19 protein-coding genes and 1 riboswitch are annotated in these 14,648 nt (G+C 39.4%); of the genes, 4 read left to right on the forward strand and 15 right to left on the reverse strand.

Annotated elements, in window-relative coordinates; translation table 11 throughout:
- Positions 1-445 precede the first annotated feature (445 nt).
- Positions 446-577, forward strand: a complete 132-nt coding sequence (sda, locus tag FPV17_RS11895) for a sporulation histidine kinase inhibitor Sda (protein WP_081762339.1) — start codon at positions 446-448, stop codon at positions 575-577.
- A 315-nt stretch (positions 578-892) separates the two neighbouring features.
- Here sda and queF read toward each other — a convergent pair whose 3' ends face one another.
- From queF to queC, 4 genes are read right to left on the reverse strand one after another with little or no spacing between them, the layout of a single operon-like run.
- Complete coding sequence (gene queF, locus FPV17_RS11900) at positions 893-1,390, reverse strand: preQ(1) synthase (RefSeq protein WP_144559116.1); 498 nt, start codon at positions 1,388-1,390, stop codon at positions 893-895.
- Between the two features lie 16 nt (positions 1,391-1,406).
- Complete coding sequence (gene queE / locus FPV17_RS11905) at positions 1,407-2,120, reverse strand: 7-carboxy-7-deazaguanine synthase QueE (protein ID WP_144559117.1); 714 nt, start codon at positions 2,118-2,120, stop codon at positions 1,407-1,409.
- Positions 2,113-2,538, reverse strand: coding sequence for a 6-carboxytetrahydropterin synthase QueD (gene queD, locus FPV17_RS11910; RefSeq protein ID WP_144559118.1), 426 nt, complete (start codon positions 2,536-2,538; stop codon positions 2,113-2,115). Before queD ends, queE begins: the two co-directional genes overlap by 8 nt.
- Entirely contained in the window at positions 2,535-3,197 is a 663-nt protein-coding gene (queC, locus tag FPV17_RS11915; RefSeq protein ID WP_144559119.1) for a 7-cyano-7-deazaguanine synthase QueC, read from the reverse strand. The genes queD and queC overlap by 4 nt, the downstream gene beginning before the upstream one ends.
- A gap of 46 nt (positions 3,198-3,243) precedes the next feature.
- Positions 3,244-3,287, reverse strand: a riboswitch (PreQ1 riboswitch).
- Between the two features lie 112 nt (positions 3,288-3,399).
- Here queC and FPV17_RS11920 point away from each other — a divergent pair.
- Complete coding sequence (locus tag FPV17_RS11920; RefSeq protein ID WP_144559120.1) at positions 3,400-4,629, forward strand: aminopeptidase; 1,230 nt, start codon at positions 3,400-3,402, stop codon at positions 4,627-4,629.
- A 55-nt stretch (positions 4,630-4,684) separates the two neighbouring features.
- Here the strand turns inward: FPV17_RS11920 and FPV17_RS11925 are convergent, their stop codons facing one another.
- Entirely contained in the window at positions 4,685-5,257 is a 573-nt protein-coding gene (locus FPV17_RS11925) for a TetR/AcrR family transcriptional regulator (RefSeq protein ID WP_052008172.1), read from the reverse strand.
- Positions 5,258-5,277: 20 nt separating this feature from the next.
- Complete coding sequence (locus tag FPV17_RS11930) at positions 5,278-5,550, reverse strand: acylphosphatase (RefSeq protein ID WP_144559121.1); 273 nt, start codon at positions 5,548-5,550, stop codon at positions 5,278-5,280.
- A gap of 173 nt (positions 5,551-5,723) precedes the next feature.
- Here FPV17_RS11930 and FPV17_RS11935 point away from each other — a divergent pair, with 173 nt between their 5' ends.
- Positions 5,724-6,005 (forward strand): spore morphogenesis/germination protein YwcE, encoded by a 282-nt coding sequence (locus FPV17_RS11935; RefSeq protein WP_035397011.1) that lies wholly within the window; start codon positions 5,724-5,726, stop codon positions 6,003-6,005.
- Between the two features lie 48 nt (positions 6,006-6,053).
- Here FPV17_RS11935 and qoxD read toward each other — a convergent pair whose 3' ends face one another.
- From qoxD to qoxA, 4 genes are read right to left on the reverse strand one after another with little or no spacing between them, the layout of a single operon-like run.
- Complete coding sequence (qoxD, locus tag FPV17_RS11940; protein ID WP_035397013.1) at positions 6,054-6,368, reverse strand: cytochrome aa3 quinol oxidase subunit IV; 315 nt, start codon at positions 6,366-6,368, stop codon at positions 6,054-6,056.
- A complete protein-coding gene (qoxC, locus tag FPV17_RS11945) occupies positions 6,369-6,983 on the reverse strand; it encodes a cytochrome aa3 quinol oxidase subunit III (RefSeq protein ID WP_060705378.1) in 615 nt (204 codons plus the stop codon).
- A 3-nt stretch (positions 6,984-6,986) separates the two neighbouring features.
- The gene (gene qoxB / locus FPV17_RS11950; RefSeq protein WP_144559122.1) at positions 6,987-8,936 is read right to left on the reverse strand and encodes a cytochrome aa3 quinol oxidase subunit I; all 1,950 of its coding nucleotides are present in this window, start codon (positions 8,934-8,936) and stop codon (positions 6,987-6,989) included.
- 26 nt (positions 8,937-8,962) lie between these two features.
- Positions 8,963-9,937: a cytochrome aa3 quinol oxidase subunit II gene (gene qoxA, locus FPV17_RS11955; protein WP_144559123.1), complete on the reverse strand. Its 975-nt coding sequence runs from the start codon at positions 9,935-9,937 to the stop codon at positions 8,963-8,965.
- Positions 9,938-10,197: 260 nt separating this feature from the next.
- On the opposite strand from qoxA, the gene FPV17_RS11960 reads away from it, so the two are divergent.
- The gene (locus tag FPV17_RS11960) at positions 10,198-10,449 is read left to right on the forward strand and encodes a hypothetical protein (RefSeq protein WP_035397015.1); all 252 of its coding nucleotides are present in this window, start codon (positions 10,198-10,200) and stop codon (positions 10,447-10,449) included.
- 47 nt (positions 10,450-10,496) lie between these two features.
- On the opposite strand, the gene FPV17_RS11965 is transcribed toward FPV17_RS11960, so the two are convergent.
- From FPV17_RS11965 to FPV17_RS11985, 5 genes are all read right to left on the reverse strand, one after another.
- Positions 10,497-11,648 carry an alpha/beta hydrolase gene (locus FPV17_RS11965; protein WP_144559124.1) on the reverse strand — a complete coding sequence of 384 codons (1,152 nt, stop codon included), beginning with the start codon at positions 11,646-11,648 and terminating at the stop codon, positions 10,497-10,499.
- A 48-nt stretch (positions 11,649-11,696) separates the two neighbouring features.
- Positions 11,697-12,218 (reverse strand): peptide-methionine (S)-S-oxide reductase MsrA, encoded by a 522-nt coding sequence (msrA, locus tag FPV17_RS11970; RefSeq protein WP_144559125.1) that lies wholly within the window; start codon positions 12,216-12,218, stop codon positions 11,697-11,699.
- A complete protein-coding gene (gene uvsE / locus FPV17_RS11975) occupies positions 12,215-13,099 on the reverse strand; it encodes a UV DNA damage repair endonuclease UvsE (RefSeq protein ID WP_144559126.1) in 885 nt (294 codons plus the stop codon). The genes msrA and uvsE overlap by 4 nt, the downstream gene beginning before the upstream one ends.
- A gap of 26 nt (positions 13,100-13,125) precedes the next feature.
- Positions 13,126-13,422, reverse strand: a complete 297-nt coding sequence (locus tag FPV17_RS11980; RefSeq protein ID WP_035397233.1) for a HesB/YadR/YfhF family protein — start codon at positions 13,420-13,422, stop codon at positions 13,126-13,128.
- Positions 13,423-13,757: 335 nt separating this feature from the next.
- The gene (locus tag FPV17_RS11985) at positions 13,758-14,627 is read right to left on the reverse strand and encodes a chemotaxis protein CheV (protein WP_144559127.1); all 870 of its coding nucleotides are present in this window, start codon (positions 14,625-14,627) and stop codon (positions 13,758-13,760) included.
- Positions 14,628-14,648 lie beyond the last annotated feature (21 nt).

The raw sequence follows: 14,648 nt of genomic DNA on the forward strand, positions 1-14,648 counted from the left end.
CTACTTACTCGTTGATCTTTTTAGAAGTAACTCTAGCATAGCACGCTCATTCAAGAACGAGCAACGCCTCTTGTAATGAGTGAAAATACTTCTTTCTCTATAAAATGTCTAATAGTAGTGGCCGTTTTGTACGATAAAAAAAATAAGTACCTAAAACTCATTTTCTATAGTGATGAAAAATCGTCCGGATACGGTTGTAAGAAATGTGCATGGTAGTGCAAAGCTGGATGGATGCGTTAAAACCTTCAGTAAAAAAGAATACAACTTCAAAAAGTCGAAACATCCTATCTACGCGTAACACAAGCTACTCTACTGTTTGTTATTTTTCTATTTTCAGTAAAACGTTTGTTCAACTAAATTATTTTCTGAAAAAAGGTTTTAAATTAAACAAAGGGGGAAAGAGAACGTATAACGTAAAAATGTTTATGAGCGGGGGATTAGAAATATGTTACAACAATTAAATGATCAATTATTAATCGAGGCTTGCGAGCTCGCTGAAAAGAGAAACTTAAATCGTGATTTTGTGGACATCTTAAAAGAAGAGTTAGAAAGAAGAGGGCTTGGTGTCTCTAGCTAGAGTCTGCAAGATTTCTTTTTCACCTCTTGTTAAATTTCGTCTCAACTTCTCTGTAAATTCTTTTAACAGCGTGCGGTAAGTATGTATAATTTGCTTGTTTGTTTCTTCCATACATTCACGTCCTTATCTTAAAACCATCGACACTCTTAGACAATATTCCCGATATCTCTACATCTAAACCTTTATTTAGGACTTTTTTTATCAAGTCCTTATTTTTATAGCTTAAACTTGTATCCGCGATAAAACGCTTGCTTCAGACCGAAGCCCCATTTCTCCAATAAAAGCCAAAACCTTATAGGCTTTGGCTTTTTGTACTCATCGATTTGTAATCGTCTCTGGGTAAAGATCGTGGTTCATCATCCGGTAATTCGCCATTTCCTCAAATTTCGTTCCTTTTTTCCCATAATTGCAATAGGGGTCAATCGAGATGCCGCCTCTCGGCGTAAATTTTCCCCATACTTCGATATAACGTGGATTCATTAATGCAATTAAGTCGTTCATAATCGTGTTAACGGAATCTTCATGAAAGTCACCATGGTTACGAAAACTGAATAAATAAAGTTTAAGTGACTTACTTTCAACCATCTTCACGTCAGGGATATAGCTAATGTAAATCGTTGCAAAATCTGGTTGATGGGTTTTTGGACATAATGTCGTAAACTCAGGACAATTAAATTTAACAAAATAATCACGATTAGGATGTTGATTGTCAAACGTTTCTAGTACACTAGGATTATACGTAAACGCATATTTTGTCCCTTGATTTCCTAGTAGCGTTACATCGGTTAAGGTTTCTTCATTTCTTCCTGCCATCTCTGCTTTCTTCCTCCTAAACGCCTCGCTTATTCCCCCACAGCAACGTATGTAGCTGTGGCAACACTCGAACACGATTCATTTCTTCATCATTCATCGTCCAGTCAATTAACTGTTCATACTGTTGCAATAGATCATGCATAAGCTTCTGCTGATTAGCAGTTGTTGGATCTTCATTTCCAACTTGTAAATAAAAGTCATACGCTGGAAAACGTTGATGAACTTCTTTAGCATATTGATAGTCGGTTTGATTAAAAACGACCACTTTTATACTTACTTGACTTGTTTCTAATTGGGTTAAGCATTGGTTTAAAGACTCCCAGTTCGTTTTCATTCCAGAACTTGGGGGTTTAGGGCTGATTGTAACGGCATCGATCTGCTTCAGCCAATCTTGCCAGAACGTTCCTTGAGTTTCGACCGCCGTTTGAATACCTCTTGCTTGCAAAAGAGTAACAAGTCGGCCAATCCCCTTATGAAGCAACGGGTTTCCACCAGAAATTGTGACATGACCGTAAGATGCTGGGGCGAGTGTATCCAAACGCTCCACAATGGCTTCAGCCGTTAATGCTTCACTTTTTCCTGTACCATCCCATGTAAACGCTGAATCACACCAAGAGCACCGATAGTCGCAACCACCAGTTCGAACAAACATTGTCTTTTGACCAATCACTGCTCCCTCTCCTTGTATCGTAGGGCCAAATACTTCAAGTACGGGAATGACACTACTCATGGTGCACTTCTTTCGGCCGATAAACAACATAGCTCGTTGGCGTCTCACGTACAAATACTTGTATACACGTTGGCGCGTTTGTCATTGTTTTTAGTGATGCTTCAATTAACTCATAAACGGTTTTAGCCACATTCTCTGTTGAGGGCGGCACGTCATAAAATAACGGATCTTCATTTAAAAGCTGATGATCAAATCGATCATGAATAAGTTGCTTTAATTGTTTAAAATCTACAAGAAACCCCGTATCCGTTAAATGATCGCCTGCAATTGTAATATTGATCGTATACGTATGACCATGAACTCGCTGACATTTCCCTGCGTCCTCATAATCAATAAAATGAGCCGTTGCCAGCTGCATATCCTTGTTTAATTCAAATGCATATAAATGGGGTGTAGTTGGATAGATTTGTTGGATCATACAGACGCCTCCCCTTTTTGTAAATAAGCTTGAAGACCATTCATTCTTAATTTACAAGCTGGACACGTTCCACATCCATCTCCAATCACACCTTCATAGCAAGTTAATGTCTTTTCACGGATATAGCTAAGTTTTCCTAACCTATCTGCCATCGCCCATGTCTCTTCTTTATTTAGCCACATTAAAGGCGTGTGAATAACAAATTGCTCATCCATTGCTAGGTTTAACGTAACGTTTAACGATTTAACAAACATATCACGGCAATCTGGATAGCCACTGAAATCCGTTTCACATACGCCTGTAATGATATGTTTTGCGCCAAGATCTTTCGCCACTACTGCTGCAAAAGACAGAAATAAGTGGTTTCTTCCTGGTACAAATGTGTTTGGCAAGTCACCATCTTGTCCTTCTTCAATCGCCATCTCCGGATTTGTTAATGCATTTGCATTTAACTGAGAAAGTAATTGTAAATCAATCACTTTTGCTTTCACACCAGCTTCTGCTGCAATCGTTTTTGCGACACTAATTTCGCTTTTATGCCGTTGTCCATAGTCAAAAATGAGTACCGATACATCGTCAAACTGTTCGAGTGCCCAAAAAAGACAAGTAGTACTATCTTGTCCACCACTAAACACGACAATGGCTTTTTCTTTCCTCATGCTTCATTTCTCCTTTTCTTGAGAACGAGCATTCGATCACTCCTGCACTTGCTTAGTTTTTTATAGAGGGAGTTCGCGAACCTCTTTCTTTTTTAGCTGAATGTTTATTGTACCATTTCAGGCTGCTGATTTGTTTGCAAAACATCATTTTCTCCGTTATCCTACATATAGATCGTCACGAATTTGACAATGAGGTGAAACAATGAGCTTTAACGCAAAAATAGAGAAATATGCAGATCTAGCTGTTCGAGTCGGCATTAACATTCAAAAAGACCAAACGTTATACATACGTACACCGATGCATGCGGCGGCATTTGTGCGAGTTGTTGCAAAAAAAGCGTATGAGGCAGGCGCAAAGCATGTTCGCGTTGAATGGAATGATGAGGAACTGACGAAAATTAAATATCAACATGCACCTGAAGAAGCATTCTCAGAGTTTCCACAATGGCAAGCTGATGTTCTAGTGAAAGAAGCTGAGCATAATGCAGCGTTTTTAAGCATTGCTGGATTAGATCCTGACTTGCTAAAAGGAATTAATCCTGAGCGTATTGCAGCAGCAAATAAAGCTTCTGGTCAGGCCAATAGTACCTTTAGACGATACATCCAATCTGATAAAGTAAGCTGGTCCATTGTAGCCGTTCCATCTGAAAAATGGGCTGAAAAAGTGTTTCCGGATAAACAAGGGGAAGAAGCAATCGATGCACTTTGGGAGGCTATCTTTGCGGCGACTCGTATTCATGAACAAGACCCAATAGCGGCTTGGCAGGATCATCTTGCTCTATTAGATGAAAAAATGGTGATTTTAAATGAAAAGCGTTTTCATGCTCTCCATTACACGTCTGATAAGACAGATCTTACAATTGAATTACCAGCAACACATATTTGGGCTTCTGGTGGATCAACAAGTAAAGCTGGCGTTGATTTTGTGGCCAACATGCCCACAGAAGAAGTCTTTACTGCCGCTCAAAAAGATGGCGTGAATGGGACAGTGGGAAGTACAAAGCCACTCAATTACGGCGGAACATTAATTACCAATTTCTCACTAACTTTTAAGGATGGTAAAGTCGTTGATTTTTCTGCAGAAGAAGGCGAAGAGACACTAAAGCGCTTGTTAGAGACAGACGAAGGCTCTCGAGCTATTGGTGAGGTAGCGCTCGTTCCTCACCGTTCTCCTATCTCAAATACGAATCTCATTTTCTACAATACGTTATTCGATGAAAATGCTTCTAATCACTTAGCTTTAGGCAGTGCTTATGCGTTTAATATCGAAGGTGGCAAAGATATGAACGAGCAAGAGTTACAAGATGCCGGAATTAATCAAAGTATCACTCATGTCGATTTTATGATGGGATCAGCAGAGATGAACATTGATGGCATTCATCAAGATGGTACGAAAGAAGCCGTATTTCGCAATGGTGAGTGGGCTATTTAATTGCTCGAAAAAGAGTAAGGACGCAGACGTGTCTTTACTCTTTTTCATGTTCACGCTAAGTTGAGCGAATGCCTTTAACAATCAGTTCGCTAATTGCCGAAGCCCACGCTTCTTTTGATTCTGTTTTTCGTGCTTTATTCAATGAGATCGATTGGAAAATTAACGTTTCTACAAGATGAGCAGGTACATCCTGACGTATTTCTCCTGATTCAATCCCTGCAGTGACCAACTTGCGAATGTAATCAAATACTTGATGATGATGGGTCCATAATTGTTTTAAAACCACTTTAACACGCTCGTTCGCTTTCTTCTCAATATGCGGTGTTAAATCAATGGCAAGTAAAATTCGATCATGCTTCATGAACAGGTAAATAAGTTTTTCTAATTGAACAAAAACCGTCTCTGTTGGAGAAATATGCTTTTGATCCTGAACAAACGCTTCCATAATATGAGACATATATGCCACTAATAATTCTTCCTTATTCGGATAGTATTCATAAATTGTACTTCTGCCTACATCTAATAACAAAGCTAATGGCTTAAAATGAAATCCTTCATAGCCTGATTCCGTTAGCAAAGCGTCGGTTGCCGCAAAAATATCTTCTTTATTTAGCTTTCTTTTTGCCATTTACACGCTTTCCTCTCTCTTTAATAAACAACTCGAAAGCGACGTTCATCTTTTTTCACATCTATTTCTTTAGACCGTATATCTGTAATATGGGAAAAATGATTTCCTTGTTTTAAATCAGACATAAACATGGCAAACGCCTTTTTCTCACCTTGAACTTCAACCCGAACGTTTCCGTTCGCCAAATTTTGCACGGTTCCGGTCATATTGTGATGCCGTCCAATTTGCTCAACAAAAGCGCGAAAGCCTACACCTTGAACACGCCCTTCTACTATTAAACCATACCTATTCACACATACTCACCTCAAACGCCTTATTCCCGATTTTCCAAAAGAAAAACATTGAAAAATAAATTCTAAAGCGCTTCCAATTGTGACTATTTTGTGATAGTATAGTAAAAAGACACAAATCAGACACAATATAATGATACGTTTCATACAACTATCCTATAGAAGGAGTGACACCAATGGATATGTTTTTTGCTTATATGTTTGTCGCAAGCGCCACTCCGTTATTTTTATGGCTAGAGCATAGAAAGATTGCGATCAGCAGCATTCCATTTATTCTAATCATGTGGTTGTTAGCCATTGCCTTTTTATTCGAAGGCTTCTTATTCCACATTACTGAATCAACGTTTGTCGTTGCCGTGCTCGTTAATGTTGTTATTGCCCATATCGCTGCGTTTATTTTATACGCATCGCCTTTGCTTATGAGTAAAACAAAGCAGCTAACAGGTACATCTGAATAAATACAACTAAAAAAGCGGGTCTCCTATAAGGAGTCCCGCTTTTTCTTTTTACAAATGGCCTGTCATTAAGACAAAATACGAACCGATTACAATAATAACCGCAATCGCAATGGCAAAGACTGTGTGACCAATTTGCCATTTGCCATCCTTTCCTTCGCCAATGTGCATAAACATAAAGAGCTGAACGCCCATTTGAATAAAAGCAAAGGCAAAGATAATAATCACTCGCACGCTCCACGCAAGGTTCGTTTGTGACATCACCCATACGGCTAGTAGCGTTAAAACAATCGATAGCGCAAAGCCTACAACGTGCTGCCATGGAAACCCGTGATGATTGGAAGTTGATTCATTTTGATTCGCCAATTACATCCACTCCATTCCGAGCAAGTATACGCCAGTAAAGATGATGATCCAGATAACATCTAGAAAATGCCAGTACAAGCTTGCAATAAAGAACTTCGACGTTGTTCGTTTTGTTAGACCACGCATCTTAATTTGAATCGCGAGCACTGTCATCCAACCAACACCCACTGCAACGTGGAGTCCATGTGTACCTAAAAGGACGAAAAATGTTGACCAGTGAGCACTAGCAGATAAAGTCGCACCTTCATGCGCATAGTGTACAAACTCATAAATTTCAAATCCTAGAAACCCAAGTCCTAGTAAGAGGGTTAAACCAACCCAAATGAGCATTCGATTCACACGACCAGCTCGCATTTCATGAATCGCAATTCCTGCTGTAAATGAGCTTGTTAAAAGTAGGAACGTCATCGCTAATACAAGGTTTAAGTCAAATAACTCAGCTGAGGTAATGGCTGATGCATTACGGTCAACGAGTACGAAATAAGAAGCGAATAGCGTTGAAAATAAAGCAAATTCAGCGCCGATGAAAATCCAAAAACCGAGTATATTGTTTTTACCTTCAGCCGATTGATATTCGAGCGGCTGATTCGGGTCAATTGATTCATTTGCTGCCATCGGTTACGCCTCCTTCGCTTTTCTTTCAGTTTCTTCAATCTCTTCAACACTCACATAATAGCCATCGTTGTAATCAAACGAACGAATAATCATACAAACGAAGATCGCTACACCACTTAGGATAGCAGGAATCCACCAGCTAAAGACTAAGGCAAATGAAGCAGCAAACATAAAGAATGCCATTACAGGACCAAGCCATGTATGATTCGGCATATGAATTTTTTGATAGTCTGTTGATGCGTTTAAATCAATACCTTTTTCTTTCATATCCCAAAATGCATCTCGCTCCACTACTTCTGGCTGATGCGCAAAGTTGTAATGCGGAGGAATGGCAGACGATGTTGCCCACTCAAGTGTACGTCCATCCCAAGGATCTCCTGTTGTATCACGTTTTTCATAGCGCCAGCTGTAATAAATGTTATACACGAATAGTGCGAAGGCTGCTGCCATCATAAAAGCACCTAGTGTTGAAATTAAGTTTAATGAGAACCAACCGTCTCCTTCTAGATACGTGTAAATTCGACGTGGCATTCCATCTAAACCTAAGAAATACTGCGGGAAGAAACAAACGTTAAACCCAATCATAAAGATCCAAAATACCCATTTTCCAATACGTTCGTTCATACGATGACCGAACATTTTAGGATACCAGTAAATTAACCCTGCAAAACAAGCAAACACCGTTGCAGCAATTAATACATAGTGGAAATGTGATACTAGGAAGTACGTATTATGATACTGATAGTCAGCCGCTGCCATCGCAAGCATAACACCTGTCACACCACCAATAACAAAGTTCGGAATGAATCCTAATGACCAAAGCATTGGTGTCGTAAAACGTATTTTCCCTTTGTGTAGTGTAAAGAGCCAGTTAAAGATTTTTACACCTGTTGGTACAGAGATTGCCATCGTTGTAATGGAGAAGAATGAGTTAACAGCCGCACTATTCCCCATTGTAAAGAAGTGGTGAACCCATACAAGGAAGCTCAGACCAGAGATGACGACAATGGATGCAACCATTGCATTGTAGCCAAACAGTTTTTTACGGGCAAAGGTTGAAATAATTTCTGAGAAAATACCGAATGCTGGTAATGCAACAATATATACTTCAGGGTGACCCCAAATCCAGAACAAGTTCGCCCAGAGCATATCTAATCCTTCACCTTGAAGCGTGAAGAAGTGAGTACCGAATAATAAATCAAATGTCATCATTGCTAAGGCAACCGTTAAAACCGGGAATGCAAGAACAATGATTAACGATGTAATAAAGACTGTCCACGTGAACATTGGCATTTTCATCAACGACATGCCTTTTGTACGCATACGTAAAATCGTAACAATAAAGTTAATCCCTGTTGCAAGGGTACCAATACCTGACAGCTGAATACCTAGTGCGTAATAATTTTGCCCTACACCTGGGCTAAAGTCGTTTGACGCGAGTGGAAAATAAGATGTCCACCCTGCTGACGGTGAACCGCCGATAACAAAAGAAATATTGAAAAGTGCCATCCCGAAAAAGAATGTCCAGAAACTTAAATTGTTTAAAAATGGAAAGGCTAAATCTCTAGCACCGATTTGTAAAGGAACAACGACGTTCATTAAGCCAATCAAAAATGGCATCGCCATAAAAATGATCATAATGGTGCCGTGTGTCGTAAAAATTTCATTATAGTGCTGTGAACTTAAGAAATCTAATTCTGGTGCTGCTAATTGGGTACGCATCATCATGGCATCGACGCCACCTCTGAAAAGCATTAATAGCGCACAGGCGATGTACATAATCCCAATTTTTTTATGGTCAACAGTTGTGATCCAATCTGTCCACAACATCTTCCACTTTTTAAAATATGTGAGGGCAACTACAGCGATTATACTAGTAAGCGCGATAGAGATTTGCGCAGCTAGGATAAACGGGTCGCCCGTTACAATAAATTCATCCCACCTCAACGGTATATCCCCTCTCTTGCGCTTGATTCATCTTATTCATCATCCAACTCCACTTCATACGTTTTATCTGTGTTAATTGGCTGAGATAAGATTGGCAAATCAAATGCTTTCCCCTCTCTAGAATGGGGGCTATGCGCTTCATAACCAAGCTCTGCTCGTTTTTCTAATGAGTATGTCGCATCATAAGCATGATTGACAAATTCAAGATGTGTTGAAGAGAATGTCATTTCTTCTGCATGACCTGGAACCATCAAGTGTACGTATTCATCTTCTGATAAAGAAGGTGCGTTTTCTTGAGTGTCTTCAACCCACTCATTAAAAGCTTCATCTGTCTGTGCATTTACCGTGAAACGCTGCTCGGCAAACCCTTCACCAGTAAAGTTTGCGTTTCGACCTTCATATTGACCAACTTCTGTTGCTGCCAAGAATAATTCGGTCTCCATCCCTGACATGCTATACTTCTGACCACCGAGCTGTGGAACCCAAAACGATGCCATTGAATCAGCTGACGTCAGTTTAAACAGAACGGGTCTATCAACTGGAATATTAATATAATTAATGGTTTCAATTCCTTCTTCTGGATAGCTGAAAATCCACTTCCAGTTCGCGCTTGTTGCATGGATGACAAGCGGCTCTTGCTGTGCATCAACCTCTTCTATTTCAGGGGCTTCTTCCAAGCTATAAATGGTAATGACAGTCGGAATCGATAAAATTGTTACAATAACAATTGGAATAATGGTCCAGATAAATTCAAGTTTGTGACTTCCTTCAATTGAAGGATCATAGTTGTCGTTATTTCCGCGATCACGGTATTTCACTAACATGATCGTTAATAGAACAAATACAACTAAAACAATAAAGATCATAAACCAAATTGATAGCCAGATTAAGCTACTTTGCTGCTTTGCGACTGGCCCTTGTGGATCAAGTACCGTTAAACTTCCACAGCCACTTAGAAAGACAGCGACCATCGCAAGCGAAATCCATTTAAAAATAGAGGATGGCATACCCAATAAAATCACCTTTCTTTTGGCATAATAAAATCATTGCGCGCTAACTATGTGAAACAATGAACGTGCAACTTTGATGCTTCCATCCTACCACTTTCCAATCAAGAATGGGGAAAATAACTGCTTGTGAACAGAAATTATCATAAATTAGACAAAAAAAAGTTACGAAGCAGACACATCTTTGCCAAGACTTTCTTGTTAGCGCAATCATGAAATACCCTTAATTGGTGAATAGTAAACACAAGGAGGTGCTTTTGATGACAGATGCTTATTTATGTCCCAAGTGCAAAACAAATCGTACGCGGTTTCATCAAATTAGCCAAGACGCAATACCAGTTAAACTTGACCCTCGTAATGGTGAAATACTTGAAACCTATAAGGAAGAGCAGCTTACACCTATCCATATGCATTATAACGGGCCAATAATCCGTATACAATGTGGGGCATGTGGCTTGAATGAAGCGGAAGAAACCTTTATTGCTTTCGCCAAAAATAGCCCCCTCTCATAATGAAAACAGACTTCGGCACATGCCAAAGTCTGTTTTTCCATAAGTAATTATTGAGCTAATCGAACCATTTTCTGCCAAAGAAGATACATACTCATTCCATAGGCCTCCACTTCATCTTGAAAGCTATCACCTTTATCTTCTTTTTTTACATAAAATGGTTGTTTTTGAGTCGTTTCATTTCCTTCAAATGAATTATTTAAAAAGCGTGCTACATACGACAATGCATAGTCCGCTCTACCCATCACTTCATAAAACGAAAGAAAACCATGCATCGTTCCGTTAAAACGGACCGCCTCAACAAGATTCCCCGCATGATAAAGTTGTTCTGCAAATGCTTCTCCTTCGTCTCTTAACGGGTCAAACTCCGCTGTTATAACTAGAGATTCTGGAAATTCACTTAACTCTTCACTTAATAGTGGTGAAACATATGGATTTATCCAATCTTCTTCATTCGGTGTATAAGCATCACGAGCTCGTTCCATCACCGACCGAGATAGAAAATAATACCCACTTGAATACGAATCTCTTGAAGGAAAAGAAACATCTTCAAATGTTGTTAATGGATATAAAAACGCACCACTAGTCAAAGAATAGCCTGCTTCATTTGCTTTCATAACCACAGCAGCAGCAATATTTCCGCCAGCACTATCACCTGCAACCGCCACTTTCTCCCTATCAACCTCTAGCTCCACCGCTTCTTCGTATACCCACTCAAGGGCATCAAAACTATCATTTATAGCGGTAGGGAACGAATAGTTCGGTGCTAAACGGTAGTTAGGAGCAACGATGATGGCGTTCGTGCGATTTGCTAAAGCACGAAGAATGTTATCATGGGTATCAATATTTCCATACCCTTCCATAAATGCGCCTCCATGAAAGTAAAGAATAACAGGATGAGGGCCTGGTTGTGTTGGTGTATACAAGCGCATTGCAATATGTTCACCATCACTTGTTTCAAGTATATGGTCAACCCTTTTAATTGTTGGCGCAACAGGATTCACAAAAAAAGACGGCGTTGACAGTCCCTCTGGGAGAAGTTGTTCATTAACGGCATGTAAAATGACGCCGGTCTTTAATGGAACCTTACCTGCTTCCGTATAACGCCAAGTCTGTGCAATAATCATTACAACAAGTAACAAAACAACGACAACTAGCGTTAGCCATCCGATGCTCACGACGACTTTTTGGTTTCGAGTCATGATTTTTACAGTCTCCTCGCCCGTAAAGAAGCAAAATCCACTTGATCCTTACTTCCAGTGAGAATGAATAAACGTATCTCTCCCACTCTCTTCACGATCTTGTTTATAGTGTTTCGGTTGCTTCTTGTAAAAATCTTGGTGCTCGTCTTCGGCAACATAAAACGTGGATGCTGGTAAAATCTCTGTGACAATTGGCTTTTTGAAACGATTACTTTCTTGAAGCTTCTGCTTTGTTGACTCGGCTCTTATCCGTTGGTCCTCATTTTCATAAAAAATGGCCGTTCGATACTGACTACCCCGATCATGAAATTGACCACCATCATCTGTCGGGTCAATTTGCGGCCAGTATAATTCCAATAATTGGTCATACGAAAACTTCTCAGAATCGAAGGTAATTTGAACGACCTCAAAGTGCCCAGTTTGTCCTGTTTTCACTTGGTCGTACGTCGGGTTATCAATGGTCCCTCCCATATACCCTGATAAAATGGAGTGTATGCCTGGTAATTCATCAAACGGTTGAACCATACACCAAAAACAACCGCCTGCAAATGTTGCTCTCTCTTGTTTCATGTTTCGTTTCCCTCCGTAATGCTTTCTCTTAATGAGAGCAGCGCTTTTTCTTTCGCTTTTGCTTCAATCATGACATCAACATCGGTACCGTCAAGTACACGGAGAAGTAAATCAAAATCCTCTCTCCGAATATAATCTGTGTGTCTCGGGTCTGCCTCGCCTGAGCGACCAGAACTAATGTGAATCTTAGGCTTCATTGACCACGTTTTACACACTTCCTTAAACAGATTCTTTAGGTCAGCTTCTTTCGTATGAAAGCACCTCTCATGGTGAATATCAAACACGACGGTGACCCCACACTGTTCGTGAATGTCGAGTACGTCTCTTGTGTGATACGTCTTATCATCGTTTTCCAGTCGAATCTTCATTTGCACGGCAGCAGGCAATTGGTTAAAGGTGTTCGCAAATGTTGTTTTTGCTTTTTCCTTATCCCCATATGCACCGCCAGTATGAATAATGATATCGGTTCCCCCAACAAGGCTTAGGAAACGCTCATGGTAGAGTAAATCATTCACTGCATTTGTTACGACTTGCTTCTTTGGTGAATTCAGTACAGTGAATTGCCCTGGGTGCATGGAAAAACGCATATTGCCTTTCTTCCCTAGTGTTTTGATTTCCTCTAATCGCTGCAAAACGTCCTCATCTTCATCCCAAACCCAGTCCATTTCAGGATGTGTTGCAAACGGAATAATTTCACTTGATAAGCGAAAAAAAGAAATGTGATTTGCTTCATTCCATTTGACCATCTCTTGAACTAAATCCAAATTGTGCATCGTTAATTCTTTAATTTTACCCATGCCTTCATTTCTCATTGTTTGCAAACGACATGTTCGCATTTTAGTTTCAAGGGTTAGGTTCAAACACGCATAACCAAATCTCATTTAAGCTACTCCTTTAAACGCTTGCTTTACGCCTCATCGTAAACAAACTCAATTTCATCATGTTTTCTACTATATTTTATTTTTACTGAGTGGTCATTAAAATACCATAGATCTTGTTCCTCAACAAAAAACAAAAAGCCATCAACTTCTTTTTGCAACATTGGCTCCATAGGTTCTGTTTGACTCATACCAAGTGAAAAGCCACTCTGTAATGAGCCACAGCCACCATAGCGCCCGTACAAGCGAATGGGAATTAGCGATGTCTCTTCTCCAAATTCTTCCTTAAACCAATTGATTGCTGGTTTTGTTACTTCTACATTCATGATTTCACCCACTCCTTTTTGTAGTTCTCATTTTACCAGTAAATATGAAGACCATACAAATATCTTGTTCAATTGTGTCTTTAAACCATTATTTTTTCCCTAGTGCAACTTTTATTATGCTTGTGCATAGTATGCAAAAAAAGGAGACAAAAAGATGCTTAAACAAAACACAACCGCTTATGTTTATTTATTTTCAAAACTAAAATTAATTACAAAAAAACAAGTAGAAGACTACAAAAAACAGACGTCAAAAGATGTCTAGTTCTGAGCCTACTCTTCCATCACAATAAAAAGACTTATCGATCATACGAGCTACCGCATGATGATAAGTCTTTTTATTGTTTAACTAAGTATGTATCCAGCGTGTGTAGCAATTGCTTAATATCTGGCTTTTGAACATGCTCATTAATGCCTACTTGCTTTCCTTTTTCCAACATCACATGGGCATGTAAAGAAGAAAACGAAATAATCGGTAGTTCTAATGGCAAACTGCGTACTTTTTTTGTGAAATCAAATCCATTCAAAAGCGGAACATCAATATCAGTTATACATAAATCAACAGTTTCTGCTTGTTCCTCAACGAAGTGCCACGCGTCTTCTCCATTTGCAAAAATGGTTATTTGCTCATAACCAGCATCACGAAGTGCTTCAGTGATAATTAATTGCATTGTCGGTGAATCTTCAATAAGGAGTAATGAAAAACGAGATCGTTCCAAGCGAAACTCTTCAATAAAGTCTTCTTCAAAATGCGTAGGATGAATAACATGAATGACGCGCTCCACATCGAAAAGATACAAAATATGCTCTTCATCAAATGTTACGACGCTCGAAACAAATGCATCTTTCTCTTGTGATAGGGCATCCGGAATATGCATATCCTTTGACTGAATTCGCTCAATTTTTGATACATCTGTTGCTTTTAACGCGAATGTTTTGTCTCCGTGCTCAATGATAATGAAATAATTAGCCGACTCCTCCTCTATTTGAAGGAGCTGATACGTATTTAACACAGGAACAGCTTGATCACGTAAACGGATAATACCCTCGACCATCGTGTTTTGATTTGGAGACATATGGATGGTCATCGGTCGAATAATTTCTTTCACCTTTAATACATTTAACCCATACCATTGGTTATTTAAAAGAAAGACAAGAATTTCTTGATCATAGACATTTTCTTGGGTTGTAAAAATTGGTTGTGCCACGGTATTCAGCCTCCGTACTCA

Origin of the sequence: Shouchella miscanthi (assembly GCF_007725405.1) — a bacterium.
In the GTDB taxonomy this organism is placed as follows: Bacteria; Bacillota; Bacilli; order Bacillales; family Bacillaceae_D; genus Shouchella; species Shouchella hunanensis.

What these genes read in the sequence shown, in the direction of transcription:
- queD (WP_144559118.1), bottom strand. Translation starts at nt 2,538, where the DNA reads ATGATCCAACAAATCTATCCAACTACACCCCATTTATATGCATTTGAA.
- FPV17_RS11960 (WP_035397015.1), top strand. Translation starts at nt 10,198, where the DNA reads ATGACAGATGCTTATTTATGTCCCAAGTGCAAAACAAATCGTACGCGG.
- msrA (WP_144559125.1), bottom strand. Translation starts at nt 12,218, where the DNA reads ATGAAACAAGAGAGAGCAACATTTGCAGGCGGTTGTTTTTGGTGTATG.
- FPV17_RS11920 (WP_144559120.1), top strand. Translation starts at nt 3,400, where the DNA reads ATGAGCTTTAACGCAAAAATAGAGAAATATGCAGATCTAGCTGTTCGA.
- sda (WP_081762339.1), top strand. Translation starts at nt 446, where the DNA reads ATGTTACAACAATTAAATGATCAATTATTAATCGAGGCTTGCGAGCTC.
- qoxC (WP_060705378.1), bottom strand. Translation starts at nt 6,983, where the DNA reads ATGGCAGCAAATGAATCAATTGACCCGAATCAGCCGCTCGAATATCAA.
- FPV17_RS11935 (WP_035397011.1), top strand. Translation starts at nt 5,724, where the DNA reads ATGGATATGTTTTTTGCTTATATGTTTGTCGCAAGCGCCACTCCGTTA.
- qoxA (WP_144559123.1), bottom strand. Translation starts at nt 9,937, where the DNA reads ATGCCATCCTCTATTTTTAAATGGATTTCGCTTGCGATGGTCGCTGTC.
- queE (WP_144559117.1), bottom strand. Translation starts at nt 2,120, where the DNA reads ATGAGTAGTGTCATTCCCGTACTTGAAGTATTTGGCCCTACGATACAA.
- queF (WP_144559116.1), bottom strand. Translation starts at nt 1,390, where the DNA reads ATGGCAGGAAGAAATGAAGAAACCTTAACCGATGTAACGCTACTAGGA.
- FPV17_RS11980 (WP_035397233.1), bottom strand. Translation starts at nt 13,422, where the DNA reads ATGAATGTAGAAGTAACAAAACCAGCAATCAATTGGTTTAAGGAAGAA.
- queC (WP_144559119.1), bottom strand. Translation starts at nt 3,197, where the DNA reads ATGAGGAAAGAAAAAGCCATTGTCGTGTTTAGTGGTGGACAAGATAGT.
- uvsE (WP_144559126.1), bottom strand. Translation starts at nt 13,099, where the DNA reads ATGAGATTTGGTTATGCGTGTTTGAACCTAACCCTTGAAACTAAAATG.
- FPV17_RS11925 (WP_052008172.1), bottom strand. Translation starts at nt 5,257, where the DNA reads ATGGCAAAAAGAAAGCTAAATAAAGAAGATATTTTTGCGGCAACCGAC.
- FPV17_RS11965 (WP_144559124.1), bottom strand. Translation starts at nt 11,648, where the DNA reads ATGACTCGAAACCAAAAAGTCGTCGTGAGCATCGGATGGCTAACGCTA.